18 protein-coding genes and 1 pseudogene are annotated in these 16,328 nt (G+C 48.2%); 7 read left to right on the top strand and 12 right to left on the bottom strand.

Features of this window, described 5'->3' with window-relative positions; translation table 11 throughout:
* Nucleotides 1–370 precede the first annotated feature (370 nt).
* The 3 genes from Psfp_RS19300 to Psfp_RS19310 all read right to left on the bottom strand — a co-directional run bounded on the left by Psfp_RS19300 (nt 371) and on the right by Psfp_RS19310 (nt 2,076).
* A complete protein-coding gene (locus tag Psfp_RS19300) occupies nt 371–745 on the bottom strand; it encodes a hypothetical protein (protein ID WP_134220151.1) in 375 nt (124 codons plus the stop codon).
* A gap of 87 nt (nt 746–832) precedes the next feature.
* Nucleotides 833–1,129, bottom strand: coding sequence for a hypothetical protein (locus Psfp_RS19305; RefSeq protein WP_134220152.1), 297 nt, complete (start codon nt 1,127–1,129; stop codon nt 833–835).
* Between the two features lie 254 nt (nt 1,130–1,383).
* A complete protein-coding gene (locus tag Psfp_RS19310) occupies nt 1,384–2,076 on the bottom strand; it encodes a Crp/Fnr family transcriptional regulator (protein WP_134220153.1) in 693 nt (230 codons plus the stop codon).
* A gap of 109 nt (nt 2,077–2,185) precedes the next feature.
* Between Psfp_RS19310 and Psfp_RS19315 the strand changes: the two genes are divergently transcribed.
* From Psfp_RS19315 to hcp, 3 genes are read left to right on the top strand one after another with little or no spacing between them, the layout of a single operon-like run.
* Nucleotides 2,186–2,914, top strand: a complete 729-nt coding sequence (locus Psfp_RS19315; RefSeq protein WP_134220154.1) for a 4Fe-4S binding protein — start codon at nt 2,186–2,188, stop codon at nt 2,912–2,914.
* 55 nt (nt 2,915–2,969) lie between these two features.
* Nucleotides 2,970–3,296, top strand: a complete 327-nt coding sequence (locus Psfp_RS19320) for a cupin domain-containing protein (protein WP_134220155.1) — start codon at nt 2,970–2,972, stop codon at nt 3,294–3,296.
* Nucleotides 3,297–3,322: 26 nt separating this feature from the next.
* Nucleotides 3,323–4,882, top strand: a complete 1,560-nt coding sequence (gene hcp / locus Psfp_RS19325; protein ID WP_134220156.1) for a hydroxylamine reductase — start codon at nt 3,323–3,325, stop codon at nt 4,880–4,882.
* 181 nt (nt 4,883–5,063) lie between these two features.
* Here hcp and Psfp_RS19330 read toward each other — a convergent pair whose 3' ends face one another.
* The 3 genes from Psfp_RS19330 to Psfp_RS19340 form a co-directional block, all read right to left on the bottom strand.
* A complete protein-coding gene (locus Psfp_RS19330; protein ID WP_134220157.1) occupies nt 5,064–7,697 on the bottom strand; it encodes a PEP/pyruvate-binding domain-containing protein in 2,634 nt (877 codons plus the stop codon).
* 41 nt (nt 7,698–7,738) lie between these two features.
* Nucleotides 7,739–8,368 carry a TetR/AcrR family transcriptional regulator gene (locus Psfp_RS19335; protein WP_134220158.1) on the bottom strand — a complete coding sequence of 210 codons (630 nt, stop codon included), beginning with the start codon at nt 8,366–8,368 and terminating at the stop codon, nt 7,739–7,741.
* 181 nt (nt 8,369–8,549) lie between these two features.
* Complete coding sequence (locus Psfp_RS19340; RefSeq protein ID WP_348981164.1) at nt 8,550–8,723, bottom strand: TetR family transcriptional regulator C-terminal domain-containing protein; 174 nt, start codon at nt 8,721–8,723, stop codon at nt 8,550–8,552.
* 9 nt (nt 8,724–8,732) lie between these two features.
* Between Psfp_RS19340 and Psfp_RS19345 the strand changes: the two are divergent.
* The 4 genes and pseudogenes from Psfp_RS19345 to Psfp_RS19360 all read left to right on the top strand — a co-directional run.
* Nucleotides 8,733–9,047, top strand: a pseudogene (locus tag Psfp_RS19345) (hydroxylamine reductase); the annotation flags it as partial.
* Nucleotides 9,048–9,402: 355 nt separating this feature from the next.
* Entirely contained in the window at nt 9,403–10,251 is an 849-nt protein-coding gene (locus Psfp_RS19350; RefSeq protein WP_134220159.1) for a hypothetical protein, read from the top strand.
* A gap of 81 nt (nt 10,252–10,332) precedes the next feature.
* Nucleotides 10,333–11,001, top strand: coding sequence for a response regulator transcription factor (locus tag Psfp_RS19355; RefSeq protein ID WP_134220160.1), 669 nt, complete (start codon nt 10,333–10,335; stop codon nt 10,999–11,001).
* Entirely contained in the window at nt 10,998–12,326 is a 1,329-nt protein-coding gene (locus Psfp_RS19360; RefSeq protein WP_134220161.1) for a HAMP domain-containing sensor histidine kinase, read from the top strand. The genes Psfp_RS19355 and Psfp_RS19360 overlap by 4 nt, the downstream gene beginning before the upstream one ends.
* Nucleotides 12,327–12,388: 62 nt before the next feature.
* On the opposite strand, the gene Psfp_RS19365 is transcribed toward Psfp_RS19360, so the two are convergent.
* The 6 genes from Psfp_RS19365 to Psfp_RS19385 form a co-directional block, all read right to left on the bottom strand.
* Nucleotides 12,389–13,090, bottom strand: coding sequence for a response regulator transcription factor (locus tag Psfp_RS19365; RefSeq protein ID WP_134220162.1), 702 nt, complete (start codon nt 13,088–13,090; stop codon nt 12,389–12,391).
* A 19-nt stretch (nt 13,091–13,109) separates the two neighbouring features.
* A complete protein-coding gene (locus tag Psfp_RS19370; RefSeq protein ID WP_243120810.1) occupies nt 13,110–14,138 on the bottom strand; it encodes a HAMP domain-containing sensor histidine kinase in 1,029 nt (342 codons plus the stop codon).
* Between the two features lie 239 nt (nt 14,139–14,377).
* Nucleotides 14,378–14,842, bottom strand: a complete 465-nt coding sequence (locus Psfp_RS19375; RefSeq protein WP_134220164.1) for a transcriptional repressor — start codon at nt 14,840–14,842, stop codon at nt 14,378–14,380.
* 54 nt (nt 14,843–14,896) lie between these two features.
* Nucleotides 14,897–14,998 carry a 4Fe-4S binding protein gene (locus tag Psfp_RS22365; protein WP_348981165.1) on the bottom strand — a complete coding sequence of 34 codons (102 nt, stop codon included), beginning with the start codon at nt 14,996–14,998 and terminating at the stop codon, nt 14,897–14,899.
* Between the two features lie 9 nt (nt 14,999–15,007).
* Entirely contained in the window at nt 15,008–15,178 is a 171-nt protein-coding gene (locus tag Psfp_RS22370) for a hypothetical protein (RefSeq protein WP_243120811.1), read from the bottom strand.
* A complete protein-coding gene (locus tag Psfp_RS19385; RefSeq protein ID WP_134220165.1) occupies nt 15,179–15,883 on the bottom strand; it encodes a hypothetical protein in 705 nt (234 codons plus the stop codon).
* Nucleotides 15,884–16,328 lie beyond the last annotated feature (445 nt).

The following is a 16,328-nucleotide window of genomic DNA, read 5'->3' on the forward strand; positions in this document are numbered from 1 at the left end:
CCCCCTTCGGCTTCCTCCAGACCCCACCGTTACCAGTGACGCCCTTGCCTACGGGTTGTCTTCCCGCTGGTTAGGTGACAGGGTTTCTTTCAACCCATCGGTGCGGCAGACATGCCGGGCAAACTAAAAAAATTCAGGTCCTAAGAACCTGAATTTCGCGTAAATTCACCTTCCGAAACCTGGATAACAAACTCACAAAAACCTTGGCTTATTTAAAATGTATCTTACGTGATGCAATCTTTAATTTATGGTGTATTATACATTATTTCTGTTTTTCTGGAACTATAATACAATAACTCTTGTGGCTGCTTAACATTTCGCAATGCATATCAAGTATTAAAAAATAAAGATATCTGGTTATATATGTCCATCAAGATTGATTCCCATAAGTTTGGCGAATATATTGCGTGGCGTACATCTCTTCCACGTGAGGACTACCGTACTTGAAAAAACGCAACTTTTGCTTGGGACCTTTTCCCCACGACATATAAACAGTAAGAGAAGGTTTCAGTTCCGCAGACCTGGCAAATTCTCGAAGCGCCAACAAAATCGTATTCATCTTGGCCAAACTCCCTATGGCTACCCGTTCCAGATACGGAATGCGCCGGAAACGCCTGTCTTCCACTTGTTTTAGTGTTAACCGCTCCATTTTTACCATAAGGTCTACCGGACTGACGTATCCTTTTTCCGCAACCAACTGACCTGCACATTTCCAAACTCTATTACGGAGATCATGTCGGCTCACATTATCCCTCCACCGTTAAGTCCATTTAGTTTTTTTCCTAAGAGTTTCTCTTCTTCAAATCTGTAGGGATATACCTGTTCATCCAGATCAATCAAGGTTGTCCTCCGTGTACCGCGAACGGCCGAGGGTCATGGATGGACCTGGTGTGATGGTTTGCAGCGTCCAGGCTATCGCCGCCGCCCGGTCAGGAAGCGACGCCGCCCGATCAGGATCGTACAGCTTGGGAACCTGTGACCAAGCGTTTTCGAAGAATGCGCGTTCATCCTCCGTAAACAAATGATAGGCGAGAGAGTCATCAAAGATCTTGGGGTTATCGTGCATGGCATGGTAGGCACGCATGTAGGCCAAGCCTTGAGCTGTAAAACTGGCTTTTTTCTTGCTCACCTAAAATCCTCCCCCATTTGTTGATTGCTCAGTTTTGCAAAAGCGCCAAAAATATGATAAGAAAATAGTATTCTTAATAATTGCTGAACTATAGATTATATTATATAAATGAGCACTTATGGTAAATCGAACCTTTGAACATTGTACTCATTGCACTAATTTTATGAGAAGCAACACCCTTTAGGACAATCAAAAGTGGGTATCGTATCAATACGTTACCCACTGAATTTCACCATTGCCTTTTTGCGCTTCTTCTATCCGGCCATACTTCTCAAAGCATCAACCTGCTTAATCTTTATGGAGTCCCGGTGAAAATCTATAACCTCTTCATCCCTCATCCTGCTCATCTCGCGTGATAGAGACGGGCGGGAAACGTTCAGGAAATCCGCAAGCTCATTCCGTTTAAGAGGCATCATGAACGTGTCCTTGCCTGTCTTTTTATACTGCTCAAGCAGAAAGGCGCTGATCTTTCCTCTCAAGCTTCTGATGGCCAGGTATTCAACCTTTCTGGTCAGCATTAACGCCTTATTGGAAACAATGTTGAGCATGTTTGTAATCAGCAGCCTGTGGCTTCCACACGACCTTTCGCAATTCCCCACTATCTTTCCTGCCGGCAGCAACATAACCGAGCATGCTCCCCGCGCCACCACCGAGGCAGGCCATACACCGTCTTCTGAAAACGCGGCTATTTCGCCAAACATCTCCCCTGGGCCGTTTACAGCCATAATAACCCGATTGCCCGCAGCATTTTCTTTGGCAACTACCACCTCACCGGCAAGGACTATCCCCAAACCGGAAAGTCTTTCTCCGGTAACAGTCAATAATTCATTCTTATCATAGTCGCTCACTTTCGGGTTAAGGCATGAAAGCACTATATTCAATTCCTCCGGGCTTATTCCCTCGAATAAGGCACATGCGGTCAAAACTTTCATCCATTTCTTAAACATATTTCACTCACCTTTGATTTTGGTAACCCTGGTTACCGTTTTTTTGCTTTAAATATTTTAAAATAAATTTACAAAAGCCGCAAGAAAAGATCCTGAGGAGGTGCCACAGGTGAAAAGAAAAATAATCACGATTGACGAGGAGAAATGCAACGGCTGCGGGCTCTGTGTCGACGCCTGTCATGAGGGCGCGCTGCAACTGGTAAACGGGAAGGCCAGGCTGGTATCTGAAAGCTATTGCGACGGTCTGGGAGCCTGTCTACCGGAGTGCCCGGCTGGAGCCATAACCATTGAAGAGCGCGAAGCCGCTGCCTTTGATGAAGAGGCTGTAAAAAAACACATGGACGCAAGGCTTAATCCCATGCCCGAAAAGCTTGCCTGCGGCTGCCCCGGCGCCCAGGCCAGGGCTATTGAGAGGATAGAGGCGGATGTCCCCGCGCCGGCTCCTGCCGCAGCAGGGCATGCCGTACCGGTATCGCAGCTTCGCCAGTGGCCCTGCCAGATCAAGCTGGTACCGGTCAACGCTCCTTACTTCGACCATGCCCACCTGCTGGTAGCCGCTGATTGCACAGCTTTTGCCTATGCTAATTTCCATAATGATTTCATGCGCAACAAGATCACCATCATCGGCTGCCCGAAGCTGGATGATATCGATTACACCGAAAAATTGACCGAAATATTGAAAGCGCACGAAATAAAAAGCGTCACCGTGCTCCGCATGGAGGTGCCCTGCTGCGGCGGCATCGTGAACGCGGTCAAACAGGCGCTGGTAAAGAGCGGTAAAATGATACCCTGGCATATTGTCACTGTCGCAACCGACGGAAGAATTGTGGAGGAATAAGAACAACACATTCGAAACATAGGTGGAAACATGCGGAGAGAGGGAGGTGAATAAGATGCTTGAAAAACAGTTTAACTTCGCCAAATCCGCCAAAAAACTGGTAGAGAAAATCCTTGAAGACGATCATGCCGGGATCAATCACATGATTTTGCCGAAAGGAGATGCTCTTCCCGAACACTACACCAATTCCAATGTTTATATGATAATAATCAACGGAACCATGACGTTGCAGCTGGCCGGGCAGGAAGAACACAACTATCCTGAAGGCAGTATCATCACAATCCCGTTTAATATCAAGATGAATGTATCAAACCGGCATGATGAGTTGCTGGAATTCTTCGTCGTAAAAGCACCCAGCCCTAAAACAATGAGAATTTCATAATTACTCAAATAAACGAGGAGGAATGAATGATGTTCTGTTTCCAGTGTGAGCAAACTGCGGGCGGTAAAGGCTGCACCAAGTCAGGCGTGTGCGGTAAACAGCCGGAAGTGGCCAACAAGCAGGATGAACTGACCTGCGCCCTGGTTGGACTGGCCCGCGCCGCCCAGGGCAAGGTCCCGGGTAAAGAAGCCGAAGAACTGATGATGCAGGCGCTATTCGCAACAGTAACGAACGTAAACTTCGACGGCGCCCGCATCGACGAGCTAAAAAGCCTTGTGCAAGCTGAGAAAGCAAAACTGGGCGGCACATCCGACCTGGCCGTTGACGAACTCTGGAAGGGCGATACCGATCTGGTATCCCTGCGTTCCACATTGCTTCTCGGTTTGCGCGGCATGGCGGCCTACGCCTGGCATGCCTATGTGCTGGGCAAAAAAGACGATGAAGTGACAGCCTGGTTCTTCAAGGGTATGCGCGCCATCGGCGAGGAGCACACCGTTGAGGAATGGCTGGAGCTGAACATGGAGTTCGGGCAGGTCAATCTCAAGTGCATGGCCCTGCTGGACGAGGCCAACACTTCCGCTTACGGCCATCCCGTCCCGGTCAAGGTCCCTCTGACGGTTGAAAAAGGACCCTTTATAGTGATTACCGGACACGACTTGCTTGATTTAAAACAACTCCTGGAGCAGACCGAGGGCAAGGGCATCAATATCTATACCAATGGTGAAATGCTGCCTGCCCACGCCTACCCGGAACTGAAGAAATACCCGCACTTAAAAGGCAATTTCGGGACCGCCTGGCATAACCAGCAGAAAGAACTTGACGGCATCCCGGCTCCCATTCTCTACACCACCAACTGCTTGATGCCGCCCAGGGCTTCTTACGCCGACAGGATTTTCACCACCGCTGTCGTCGGTTACCCCGGCCTGAAGCATATCCCGGAGGGGAAAGACGGCGTCAAGGACTTCACCCCGGTCATCAATAAAGCTCTGGAACTCGGCGGTTGGCCCGAAGACAAGAAGTTCACCGGGATTAACGGTGGTTCGGAAGTAATGACCGGCTTCGCCCGCAACACCGTGCTTGGTGTCGCCGACACGGTCATTGAAGCAGTCAAAGCCGGCGCCATCAAGCACTTCTTCCTCGTAGGAGGCTGTGACGGCGCCAGGGCCGGTCGCAACTACTACACCGAGTTTGTGAAAAAGACGCCCAAGGACACCGTAGTTTTGACCCTGGCCTGCGGCAAGTACCGCTTCAACGACCTCAACCTCGGCGAGATCGGTGGCCTGCCACGCCTCATGGACATGGGCCAGTGCAACGACGCGTATTCCGCCATCCAGGTGGCCGTGGCCCTGGCCGGCGCCTTCAACTGTGAAGTAAACGACTTGCCGCTGACGCTGGTGCTCTCCTGGTACGAGCAGAAAGCCGTGTGCATACTGCTGACGCTCCTGTCGCTGGGCCTTAAGAACATCTACCTTGGTCCCACCCTGCCCGCGTTTATCTCTCCGAATGTGCTGGACGTCCTGGTCGAGAAATTCAACATCAAGCCCATCAGCACACCGGAAGCTGATCTGCAAGCGATACTTGGATAATCAAGAGTACATTAGGGGGCGTAAAGAACTCCGGTTTCATTACGCCCCTTTTATCATGGGATTCTAATTTATACCCGGGTCATCTGACATAAAAGAGTGTTATTAGGACCTCCTTTGTATAACGACCACACAAACTCGGGGGGTCAACGTCATACGTATAAAATTATCCTGGGTAAGATCCTTACAGATACACCTTTCCATCGTCGCCGTCGACTGTAATTAACTGGCTGTCCTTTATAACCTTCATCACGCCCGGAATATTCACCACCGCCGGAATGCCATACTCGCGGGCAACTATAGCCCCGTGGGACATAATCCCTCCTATCTCCACAACAATGGCGGAAGCCCTTAAGAATAGGGGCGTCCAACCCGGATCCGTTGACGGGGCAACCAGCACGTCTCCAGCTTGCAGCTTTTCCCCTTCGTCCGGATGATAAATCATTTTTGCCGTGCCGGTAGCCCTTCCCGCTGCCACACCCAGACCTGCCAGCGCATTGCCCGGGCTTAAGGCTGGATGTTCCGTAAACTTAGGTGCCTCATTAATAATAAAGTCTGGTGGTGAAAGCGCCTCCATTTCTTCCGCCCAGGCTTTCCGCCCGACAATCAGAACGTCTAATCCCCTGCCGTCCCAGTCCCCCGTTAGAATGGACATAATTTCACTCCAGGAACAGTGGTATATATCTACCTGCTTTGTAAGAATTCCCCTTTCCTCCAGCCTTCGCCCTACCTCCTGAAATACTAGCCGGTAAGATCCAGATATCTTCATCAGCACGGACTTACCCATTTCTCTAAGCTCCGCGCCTTTCAGGGATTGTTTTAACAAGCTGTTTATCGCCCCACGCCTGTAAAAAGGAACCCTCCGGTTAACTTCCTTCCAGGCTTCGTCCACTTTTTCTTTTTGCCGGGCCTTTATTTTATCAAGATCAGCAGTTTCCATGGTATTTCTGACAACATTCAAGAGGTAAGAGGGGTCTTCCCGCCAGCGGGGGTTGATGATTTCACATTCATAAACCCCCCGGTGGCCGAATTCTGCCAGAAAGTTTCGAAAAGATTGTTTAAACGGAGATTCCTCCGGGAGTTCTTTTTCCCACAGGAGGGGGTTATAGATTTCATCAGAAAAAAACCTTCTGGCGGCGGCGTCACCCCGCGCAATTTCAGCGATTTCCACCAGGCGGTAGCCCTGTTGCGCGCTGGTTATGTCGCCCCCCCCTGCCATTAGGGCGTTAGCCAACGCTCTCCCTCTACCGGGAAAATATTTTTCCAGCGATTTTGCAAGTAAACTCATATCGGCAGCGCTAACACAAGCCGTAAACACCGGGTAGAATTCATAGTATGCGCTTTTAATCTCAGCTAATCTATTTATCAGATCCTTTACGGTCAGGTTCTTGAAATTTTCTTTTAATAAAGCTCTTGAAAAAACATCAACCTTATCAAAGGATTTTTGAGCGATTTTTTTGGTTCTGATTCCAATAAGAATCATTTTCGACAAACGCCATAATCTTCTGCATCCCTTGATTCCATGATAAGGTTTTTTTTCGTTGATTTCTATTTCCGGCTGGTACCCTCCCATACCTTCATTCATTTGTCGTGGTGTTATACCAACAGCATCATACATATACCATTGAAACCAGGATAGGTTGAAATATGCCCGGCCGTGATATAATCTAACAAACCGTATACCCGGGGGTATTTTATAACCAATTGGATCTACGTTCTCCGGCCCTGTGCTGATTAGCTTCAGCAGTTTCCAGTTGAGAGTAGACTGGACCATGGGCGAGGTATCCTTGAAATTAGCATTGGACCATATGTCCGGCTGGTTTCTAAGTCCGTCAAAAGTGTACCTGGGAAGCACTGTCACCGGCCTGGCTTGGACCAGGGCGAAATCTTTTCCGTCAAATACCCATTCAACATCCTGGTTCTGTTCCCCACCAAAGGCGTCAAAAACCCGCTGGATCAGTAAACCCAGTCTGATGATATTTTCATCAGATAAAACCTGACCTGCTGATAACCCGGCAGACTCGATAAATTCCGTGCCGCCATCTTTTCCGGCAACGGTTTTACCTCCTTTACGGCCGATTCTTTTTTCCGTTATCTCACACCAATTATCCAGGCGGTATTCATCCGGCTCTACGGCGCCGCTTACCACGCTTTCGCCCAAACCGAAGTTGGCGTTTATCAGTACAATATCTTCCCGGCCGGTACGGGGGTCGCAGGTAAAGCCGACTCCGGCGGACTCGGCTTCCACCATTTCCATAATCACCACGGCCTGGATAACTTCGTCATCTTTAACGTTCATTTTCCGCCGGTAAGCGACGGCCCGGGGTGTCCATAAGGAGGCGTAACACCCTTTAATAGCGGACAGGACGTTGTCCATTCCCCGGACATTTAAGAAAGATTCGTGGATCCCGGCAAAAGACGCCTTGGTGGAGTCCTCGGCAGAGGCAGAAGACCGGACAGCCACCGGCTTACCTGGTATACCAATGGTTCTCAGGTTATCTTCCAGCTCATCCCGGACATTTGGTGGAATACGCCCGCCTTTGATTTTTTCCCTGAGCAGGAAAAGTTTTTGCTCAATCTCCTTTTCTCCAATGTTGCCGGTAGTTGCACTGCGAGTGATTTTCTTAATGTCTTCAAGCAGGCCGTTTTCTTCAATAAAGATTTGGTATGCCCCAGCCGCAAGGACACCTCCGGCAGGAATATTGAATCCGTATCGCTCAAGCCTCCCCAGGTTCCACCCCTTCCCCCCGGCTGCTCCCACGCCAGCTTGAAATGTCTCGGTCCAGTTGAGAAAAAACGCTCCGCTGCTCTTTTCCATGGTCTTCCTCCCGCATTAATAAATTTTCCCTCTATTTTTCGTTATTGTTTGTCCCTGTTTTTTGCCCCGTTAAGAAAAAGGTCCATAATCATATCAATTCCTTCATCTATCGAAAATAATTCCGGATGGCTCAGCCAGAGAATTGCTATATTACTGTGCATTGATTCCAGGTGGGTGGCTAGAGCCATGCTGTCCATATCCCGCCTGATTTCCCCTGTTTCCTTACCCAACTCAATAATAGGCGCCAGGACATCCCTAAAGCCGCTACTCAGACTTAAATCCCAATCCCTTAAGACTTGAACCACTCTTTGCATCCGGTAAGCAAAATACTTTTCATAAATATCCTTGTTCAACTCGATATGCATCCACCGCAGCGACTTGCGAAGCGCCGCGATTAAGCGTGACCGGGTATCGGGTAATTGCATTACCTGACTGAGCGCCTCAGGCCCTTGTTCCTTGATTATTCTTTGTACGTATTCGCAAATAATGGCTTCTTTAGCGGGAAAGTGGTTATAAATGGTCCCTTTGTTAACGTCGGCCTCTTCGGCTATTTGCTCCACCGTGGTTTGCTCAAAACCCTGTTTATTAAATAAATCCATGGCGACAGCTATAATCTTTTTCCTGGTTTCCTCTTTTTTTCTCTCAGTTCTGCTTACTCTGATCTGCTCCATTTTTTCACCCCCTATGAATTGCTTGCTATTCAACTTAGTTGTGAGTTCGTATTTGTTGAATGATCAACTGAGTTGATTATACTATGTCTTCTTATCTTCGGCAAGGATTGTGGCAAAATTTTTTTGGGCGTGAATAAAGCCGCAGGCTGTCTAGCTGGCGACACCTTCAACCTTCGTATCATCAAATTTCATTAAAGAGGTGAGGGATGATTATCGAATCCGCTCCCAGCCTGCTAAGAAACTCCTCCCCGACATTGTTTAGCGGTTCTTGGAAGTTATCAACAGTGTAGTCGCCGTAAGCATAAATTTTCTCAAGGGCGGATTCATATTTTTTCCCACTGCTCCCACCATTCAGTGAAGCTCAATCGGCGGCCTGCCGCGCATTATGGACATGGGCCAGTGCAACGACGCTTATTCCGCCATCCAGGTGGCCGTGGCCCTGGCCGGCGCCTTCAACTGCGAGGTAAACGACCTGCCGCTGACGCTGGTCCTCTCGTGGTACGAACAGAAAGCCGTGTGCATCCTGCTGACGCTTCTGTCGTTAGGCCTTAAGAACATCTACCTTGGACCCACGTTGCCCGCGTTTATCTCTCCGAATGTGCTGAACGTCCTGGTCGAAAAATTCAACATCAAGCCCATCAGCACGCCGGAAGCGGATCTACAAGCGATACTTGGATAATGACGGAATACCATAAAGAGGAGCCGGAGAATATTTACTCCGGCTCCTCTTTATGCGCTTACAAATCCACCTGTCAATTTAAACTCCAGCCCAATACTATGCAAGTTGGTGCAATTTCAATCGCCCATGGTTCATTAACAAAAACAAATTTTCATGGAGCTAATTTACCTACGTTGTATGTCAATGCCGGTTAATCTGTAAAGTATATCCATCTTGGTTCAAATAAGAAAAATGTGACTTACATATATTTCCTTACCGCTTTCACAATTTCCCACAATTCCTTGATAATTGCTCCACAATTTTTTTGTACACTTTTAGCGTGCCCACTAAAAATATATTCCTAGGAGGAATGCATGTGAAAAGTTGGAAAGCAAAAGTCGTCTCTGCCGCTTTGGCCTTGTCAGTGCTGGCGCCTTCAGCCGCTTTTGCCGCTGATAACACAACGGCAACAGATGATGTTCAATTCAAACCCGGGTTTGTCAGTCACCTGCGCTTTGGTGGCGCAAAAAATCAGTTAGATGACAGCAAGATCTTAGAGGTGGTCGGCAAATACGCGCCGGAAAGCCTCTCCGATTGGGAGAGCGTTATTGCTGAACGGGAACAGCTGGCAAATGCACTAAAGGAAAAGGCCCCTGCCGGCCTGCAAAAAACTCAGCTGTCCGACGAGCAAAAGGAACAAATCAAGAACATCCGTGAACAGATGAAAGACGGCACGCTTACTGCTGAGCAGGCTAAAGAGCAATTGCAAGGCCTCGGCCTTGACATGGGCCGTTCCTTCGGCCTCAAAACACAGCTAACCGACGAGCAGAAAGAGCAAATCAATGACATCCGCGAGCAAGTGGAAAACGGCACGCTTACTGCGGAGCAGGCCAAAGAACAACTGCAAGGCCTCGGTCTTGACATGGTTCGGGCCTTCGCCCCCAACATCCAGCTGACCGACGAGCAGAAAGAGCAAATCAAGAACATACGTGAACAGATGAAAGACGGCGCGCTTACTGCCGAACAGGCCAAAGAACAATTGCAAAGCCTCGGCCTGCCGGGAAAAAGTGATTTTATCCGGCCCGGCAACCTCATGGGACAGCTCAATGAAGCGGTAGAAGCGAATGACGAGTCAAAAATAGTAGAACTGCTGCCGCAGCTTTTAGAGCAGCTGCAAGAAAGAAACCAGCAGCTTTCTGATAAGTTGTCAGAAATGAATCAATAGATAATGATGAAGGCTCTCTTACTCTCTTTTTGGAAGAGAGTCTTTTTTTTGATACAATAATACCGAAGGGAGGGCCGTCAGATGTTTCGCATTTTTCTGGTGGAGGATGAAATAAACTTAAATCAGATTTTAACTTCCTACCTGGAAAAGGAAGGTTGGGAGGTCCAGTCCTATACAAATGGGGAGTCTGCTTTACAGGCCATAAACGAGTCCCCGCACCTTTGGATTTTAGATATCATGCTTCCCGACATTGACGGTTACAAGCTGCTGCGCCGGATTAAAGAAGTTACACCAGGGATTCCGGTTATCTTTATTTCTGCCCGTGACGCTGATTTCGACCGCATTGCCGGCCTGGAAATGGGTAGTGACGACTACCTGGCCAAACCCTTCTTACCCCGTGAGCTGGTTATCCGTACGCACCGTGTCCTGGAACGGGTATATCCGCCAACTGACATGAACAATACCGTTATTAATCTGCATATCTATACCTTGCATGAAGGTAAGCGTGAAATACGTAAGGACCAAGCTATTATAGAACTAACCTCCAAAGAATATGACCTGGCTTTACTGTTTGCCAAAAACAAGGGAACGGCCTTGTCCAGGGAACAAATTATCAACCATGTCTGGGGAGAAGATTACTATGGCACCGACCGGTCCGTAGACGACCTGGTACGAAGGTTGCGCAGAAAACTGCCCGAACTCCGCATTGAAACCATCTATGGCTTTGGTTACAGGATGACGGCTCAATGAAAAACCTTTCGCTGACTGTTAAAATATGGCTTGCCCTCTCTCTAATCAGCCTGTTGTTATACGTCGTTGTAATAATGTTAATGCCTTCCATGATCCGCAGCTTTTTCACCGCCACCTTGGCGGAGCCGCCAGGACCGGCTCCAAGAAATGTTTTAAGAGAACAGCTGCCTCCTTATCTTTCTGTTCGGGGTTTTAACATCCGTAGTTTTATTCTTCTGGCAGACGGCACCACCATCCCCGCACAGACGGAAAAACTGTTTTCGGAACCTCTATATCAGCAAGTAAAGCAAAATGCGATGTCCCAGCAACAGCCCAGACAACTATACGAGTATCACAGCGGGCCGGACCAGTATCGTTATAACATCCGCAAGGACATGGCCTACGGGCAGCCTCTTTATCAGGTGACATTCTTAAGAGAATCGGAAGAAGACAACTTTGTAGCCACATTATTGTCCAGAATTATCCTGTTTGCCGGCATTGTCCTTTTGATAAGCTGGTTTGCTTCACTCTTTATTGCCCGTTACCTGACCAAACCACTGGTTCAAATGCAACAGCATGTCAAGCGCATTGCCAACCGCCACTGGCATGAGCCCCTAGTTGTAACACAGAGCGATGAAATAGGCCAGCTGGCCAACTCCATTGAAACCATGCGCCAGCAGCTCGTCCAGCAGAATAACGCCCAGCAGTCCATGCTGCAAAATGTATCCCACGAGCTAAAAACACCGGTCATGGTCATCCGCAGCTATGCCCGGGCAATTCAGGACGGGGTTTACCCCAAGGGGGATCTGGCCGGCAGTATTCAGGTCATTGAAGAAGAAGGAGAACGGCTCGAAAAACTGGTTAAACAACTACTTTACCTAACGCGCCTTGATTACCTGGCTTCCGGAAATATATCTCAGGAAAAAATTCATTTAGACAAGTTAATTGAGGATATCGCCCAGCGCATGAACCTCCAACGGGCGGAGATAACCTGGCAGTTAGAGCTCCAGCCGGCAACGGTCAACGGGGATGAAGACACCCTGCGGTCCCTGGTTGAAAACCTGATCGACAATCACCTGCGCCATGCGGTTTCACGCCTGGAGATTACTCTAACGGTCAACAATGAACAATCAGAAGCGACTCTCCGGTTCTGGAATGACGGTTCCACGATTGAGCCCCATATCTTAAGCCAGCTGTTCCAGCCTTTCCAGAAAGGGCGGGAAGGAAGTGTCGGGCTGGGATTGGCCATTGTTCAGAGAATCGTTAAAATGCACCAGGGGCGGATAAGCATGGAAAACAAGCGAGACGGCGTATCTTCCACCGTTTTGCTGCCCCTGAGAAAATAAAGCGCCAAGGAGAAAGGCTTAGTTCAACACATGCTGTTCCATGAACCGTCCCAAAACGGTCTCTATCCCCGGCAGTCGCTGGTCAGCCTGTATCCGGTTCCCCACAGGGTTTCGATAAATTCCGGGTTCGACGGGTCTTTTTCGATCTTTTTTCTTATTTTTTGGATATGCACGGCCACGGTTGCCGTATCTCCATAGTAATCGTCTCCCCATATGGCTGACAGCAGGTGTTCTTTGGAAAACACCATGTTGGGATGGGTGGCCAGAAACAGCAGCAGCTCGTACTCCTTGGCCGTCATTTGGACTTCCCTGCCGCTGACGGATACCTGGTGGGACGCCGTATTGATTTCCAGGCCTGCGTGGGTGATCACTTCGGAGGCGCCCCTGCTGCCGCCCTTGAGTCGCTCGTATCTTTTGATATGGGACTTGATCCTGGCCACCAGTTCCCCCGGGCTGAACGGCTTGGTCAGATAGTCATCGGCGCCGTACTCCAGTCCCCTGATCTTGCTGATATCCTCCCCTTTGGCCGAAACAACTACCAACGGGATATCCAGCTTTTTCCTTGCCTCTTTAATTATTTCATATCCGTCCTTGTTGGGCAGCATCAGGTCCACAATGACGACGTCATAATTACCGGTAAGAGCCCTCTTCAATCCCTGGGCTCCATCCTGGACGATGTCAGCCTTAAAGCCGTTTAACTGTAGATAATCCCTTTCCAGTTCAGCAATATTCAGATCATCCTCGATGATCAGGATACGTTTCATTGACAATCCCCTTCCCAAGTCACCCGGCAACCGGCAGTGTGATCTTAAAACACGTACCCCGGCCTTCCTCGCTAACAGCCGCAATGCTTCCTCCGTGGGCTTCCACCAGTTCTCTGGCGATGGCCAGCCCGAGCCCGGTGCTGATCAGATCCTTGGTGCGTTCATGATCAATACGGTAAAAACTGTCGAAAATATGAGGCAGTTTATCTGCTGGTATGCCCGGCCCGTTGTCGCTGAGTTCAATACAGGCAAAGCCGCCCTGCTGCGATAGCTCGGCTTTGATGAGCAAACCCTGCTCCGGCCCGTACTTTACAGCATTGCTGATGATATTTCTGATCGCCTGGCTCATTCTTTTCCTGTCCAGGCGAACCTGCCAATCCTGCTCCATGTTGTCGGCATATGCAAGCCGCACCTGCTTTTCTTCCAGTTCAAGCCTGAATTCTTCCATCAAATCACCCATGAAGGCGCTTATAGGCACAACCTCAAACTGAAAATTGAGCTTCTGCAGATCCAACTTTGAAAAAAGAAAAAGGTCGTCTATCAGTCTGTTTACATAAACAATATTACGGTGGATGATCTTTAGATATTTTGTTTTGTTTTCCAGCGGTATTTCCTTATCCAGTATAGCCTCAACGTACCCCTGCAGGGAGGTGATGGGTGTCTTCAGGTCATGAGAGATGTTGGCAACCAGCGCCTTCCTGTTTTCTTCGTATTCGGACTTTATTCTTTCACTTTCTCCCAGTTTACGCGCCATTTCGTTGAAAGAGACAACCAAAAGACCGATTTCATTGCTCATAGCGCACTCTACTTTTACGTCATAATTGCCCCGGGCAATCTCCTCCACTCCGTTTTTCAAGGCTTCAATCGGTTTGAAAACTCTTTTTTCCAGGCGCAGGAAAAACAATACCTGAAAAACTTCTTTGGCAATCAGCAGTATCGCGATAAAGACCACAATCACCTTAAGGCCGGCCAGCTTAAACAACAAAAACAATAACAGCAAGTTGAACAACAAAGCGAACGGGCGAAAAAATTTCACGGATTCATGCATCCGGTGAAACTCCCGGTGATACATCCGGTGTCGATCGAATTTACAAAAGATGTGGTCATGCTCCTTGTGTCTTCTGTGATGATATCTTAGTTCCCGAAAAAAATTTATTGGTCCGTCTTTCTTTACCATATTAACCACCCGTTAACCCTGTTTTGCAGCTTTATATCATTATATAACAAAATGTTAAATAATAATTATCCAGCCCTTTTATAACACCGGTCAGAATAAGAAAGACCGGGTTACCCGGTCAGACTCTTTAACGTTTTTAGCGCACATTTTTCGCAAATTCCAAAGATCTTTAACTGGCGGCTTTCAACCTTAAATTTATGCTCTTTGCTGACCCTGTTCTCCAGGCCTCCCGGAAAATCCTCATTAACTTCAATAACAGTCCCACACTGTGTACATATCAGATGATAATGAGGGTAGTTATCCGAACCCCAGCCATAAAATTCATAACGTCTGCGTCCGTCGCCAAAATCAACGCTATAAATAATATTCTTCAAAAGAAAAAGTTCCAGGGTCCTGTATACTGTAGCCAGACCCATATCAGGAGCTTTTCGTTTGGCCAGATAGTATACTTCCTCAGCGCTAAGGTGTTTATCCTTGTTTTCCAGCAGAACTCTTAAAATCTGTTCCCTGCGAACTGTCAGTTTATATTGATCGGCTTCCAGCTTTTCTTTCACACCGGTTATGACATTTTTTATATCTCATCACCTCTGGGATACCCTGGTTTTCAATGTAATCGAGGTTAACAAGATTCATTTCAAAGATATAATGGCCCCTGCGGGGCACGATTTCACGCAAGCCCGGCAGCCGGTGCAATTTCCCGGGTTCATTAACCGTACGTGCCGGTGAAAGATAAATTTTACCTAAAACACCCCTGAGACAGCCACACATTTCCAGCAGGCCTGGCACAGCCTGGTGTTTACTGATATATAAGCCGTGCCATGCCTGGCGCCATGTCTATGCGCATAATTGTGGTGATGCCTTCTCACTTGCTCCACCCCCATGATCACGACTTGCCGCAACTGGGATTCCATTCACCAGACCAAGAGCAGTTCCACCTGCAAATTCATTTGGTGCGGCTCATTTAAATCATTTTTCGACGTTCCCTCAAGAGTTAATATGATTTTTTCCACTTCCTTGTTCTTGTTGATGAAAACATTGCATCCGCCTGTCAAAGCCTCCATACTGGAAAATTCTTTGCATACGCAGCCCTGGCCGTGTTCATGCAACATTTGCTTGTGAAGCATTTTTTCATGGATAATTTTTTTCATTTCCCCGGAAATCTCGTCAAAAGACAGGGAAAGCACCGTGCTTCGATCTTCTTTTTCCTCCACTTTCACGCTGTTTAAAACATCCAGGAAAAATGCCAGCCTGGCAAGTTTCGCCTTAATCCCGAACCGCCTGATGTCGCCGCAGTCACCAATGTGGCCGTGGCCCGGATGATGACCGTGGCCATGGCGCAAAAACATATGCTTCATAAATCCATGCCTCCCGGCGCCGTGGCAATCAAGCCCATCAAACTCAGTGCTGCTTTCATGCTTCACTTTCTTGCCCGCGTAATCCATTTCCATGCTAACCTTAGCCTTCGTTCTGCCGTCCGCCATGTTTTTTTCAAATTCATTGTCCAGGCTGAATATGTTGACCTGATCCTTTTTGCCCGCCACTTTGAGATTCCCGCTGCAAGAATCCTTGTCTTTCATGGTCATGATTACATCATACAGAAGCTTGATCTTGTTCATGAAAAATGACCTCCTTGTTATTTATGAGGTCATTGTAGAGGAAGTCTTTAAACTGGTTTTAAAGGATTTATAAAAAGTTTATAAAAGTGTATAAATGATATGTTAACAAAACACGCTTTCCCGCCCCGAAAAGAACTGCCTTAAAAAATGTGGGTGCGAATTCATTCGCACAAAAGTTACTTGAGATACCCAAGTTCGGCGCTGACGCGCCGTGTGCGATTGAAATCGCACCTACATCGGTATTTTTATGATACGTGACGCCACCGGCGGCATAGACAACTACCCTGCTTATTCTTTAACAACCCTTAAAGGAAGGCTTTCTTTTGGCGAGAAAAGCTTCCAGTCCTTCTTGATAATCACCGGTTAAAGAGGCGCTGAGAACGCCCTGGCGCTCCACCTCCAGCTGCCGTTCCAGGAGTGTTAAAAATGCGTGATTTAAACCGGC

Origin of the sequence: Pelotomaculum sp. FP (assembly GCF_004369245.1) — a bacterium.
GTDB classification, from domain to species: domain Bacteria; phylum Bacillota; class Desulfotomaculia; order Desulfotomaculales; family Pelotomaculaceae; genus Pelotomaculum_C; species Pelotomaculum_C schinkii.

Bases quoted from the DNA above. Each gene is read 5' to 3' on its own strand.
- hcp (WP_134220156.1), top strand. From the start codon at position 3,323: ATGATGTTCTGTTTCCAGTGTGAGCAAACTGCGGGCGGTAAAGGCTGC.
- Psfp_RS19370 (WP_243120810.1), bottom strand. From the start codon at position 14,138: ATGCATGAATCCGTGAAATTTTTTCGCCCGTTCGCTTTGTTGTTCAAC.
- Psfp_RS19365 (WP_134220162.1), bottom strand. From the start codon at position 13,090: ATGAAACGTATCCTGATCATCGAGGATGATCTGAATATTGCTGAACTG.
- Psfp_RS19310 (WP_134220153.1), bottom strand. From the start codon at position 2,076: ATGTTTAAGAAATGGATGAAAGTTTTGACCGCATGTGCCTTATTCGAG.
- Psfp_RS19335 (WP_134220158.1), bottom strand. From the start codon at position 8,368: ATGGAGCAGATCAGAGTAAGCAGAACTGAGAGAAAAAAAGAGGAAACC.
- Psfp_RS22370 (WP_243120811.1), bottom strand. From the start codon at position 15,178: ATGGAATCCCAGTTGCGGCAAGTCGTGATCATGGGGGTGGAGCAAGTG.
- Psfp_RS19320 (WP_134220155.1), top strand. From the start codon at position 2,970: ATGCTTGAAAAACAGTTTAACTTCGCCAAATCCGCCAAAAAACTGGTA.
- Psfp_RS19385 (WP_134220165.1), bottom strand. From the start codon at position 15,883: ATGAACAAGATCAAGCTTCTGTATGATGTAATCATGACCATGAAAGAC.
- Psfp_RS19330 (WP_134220157.1), bottom strand. From the start codon at position 7,697: ATGGAAAAGAGCAGCGGAGCGTTTTTTCTCAACTGGACCGAGACATTT.
- Psfp_RS19355 (WP_134220160.1), top strand. From the start codon at position 10,333: ATGTTTCGCATTTTTCTGGTGGAGGATGAAATAAACTTAAATCAGATT.
- Psfp_RS19360 (WP_134220161.1), top strand. From the start codon at position 10,998: ATGAAAAACCTTTCGCTGACTGTTAAAATATGGCTTGCCCTCTCTCTA.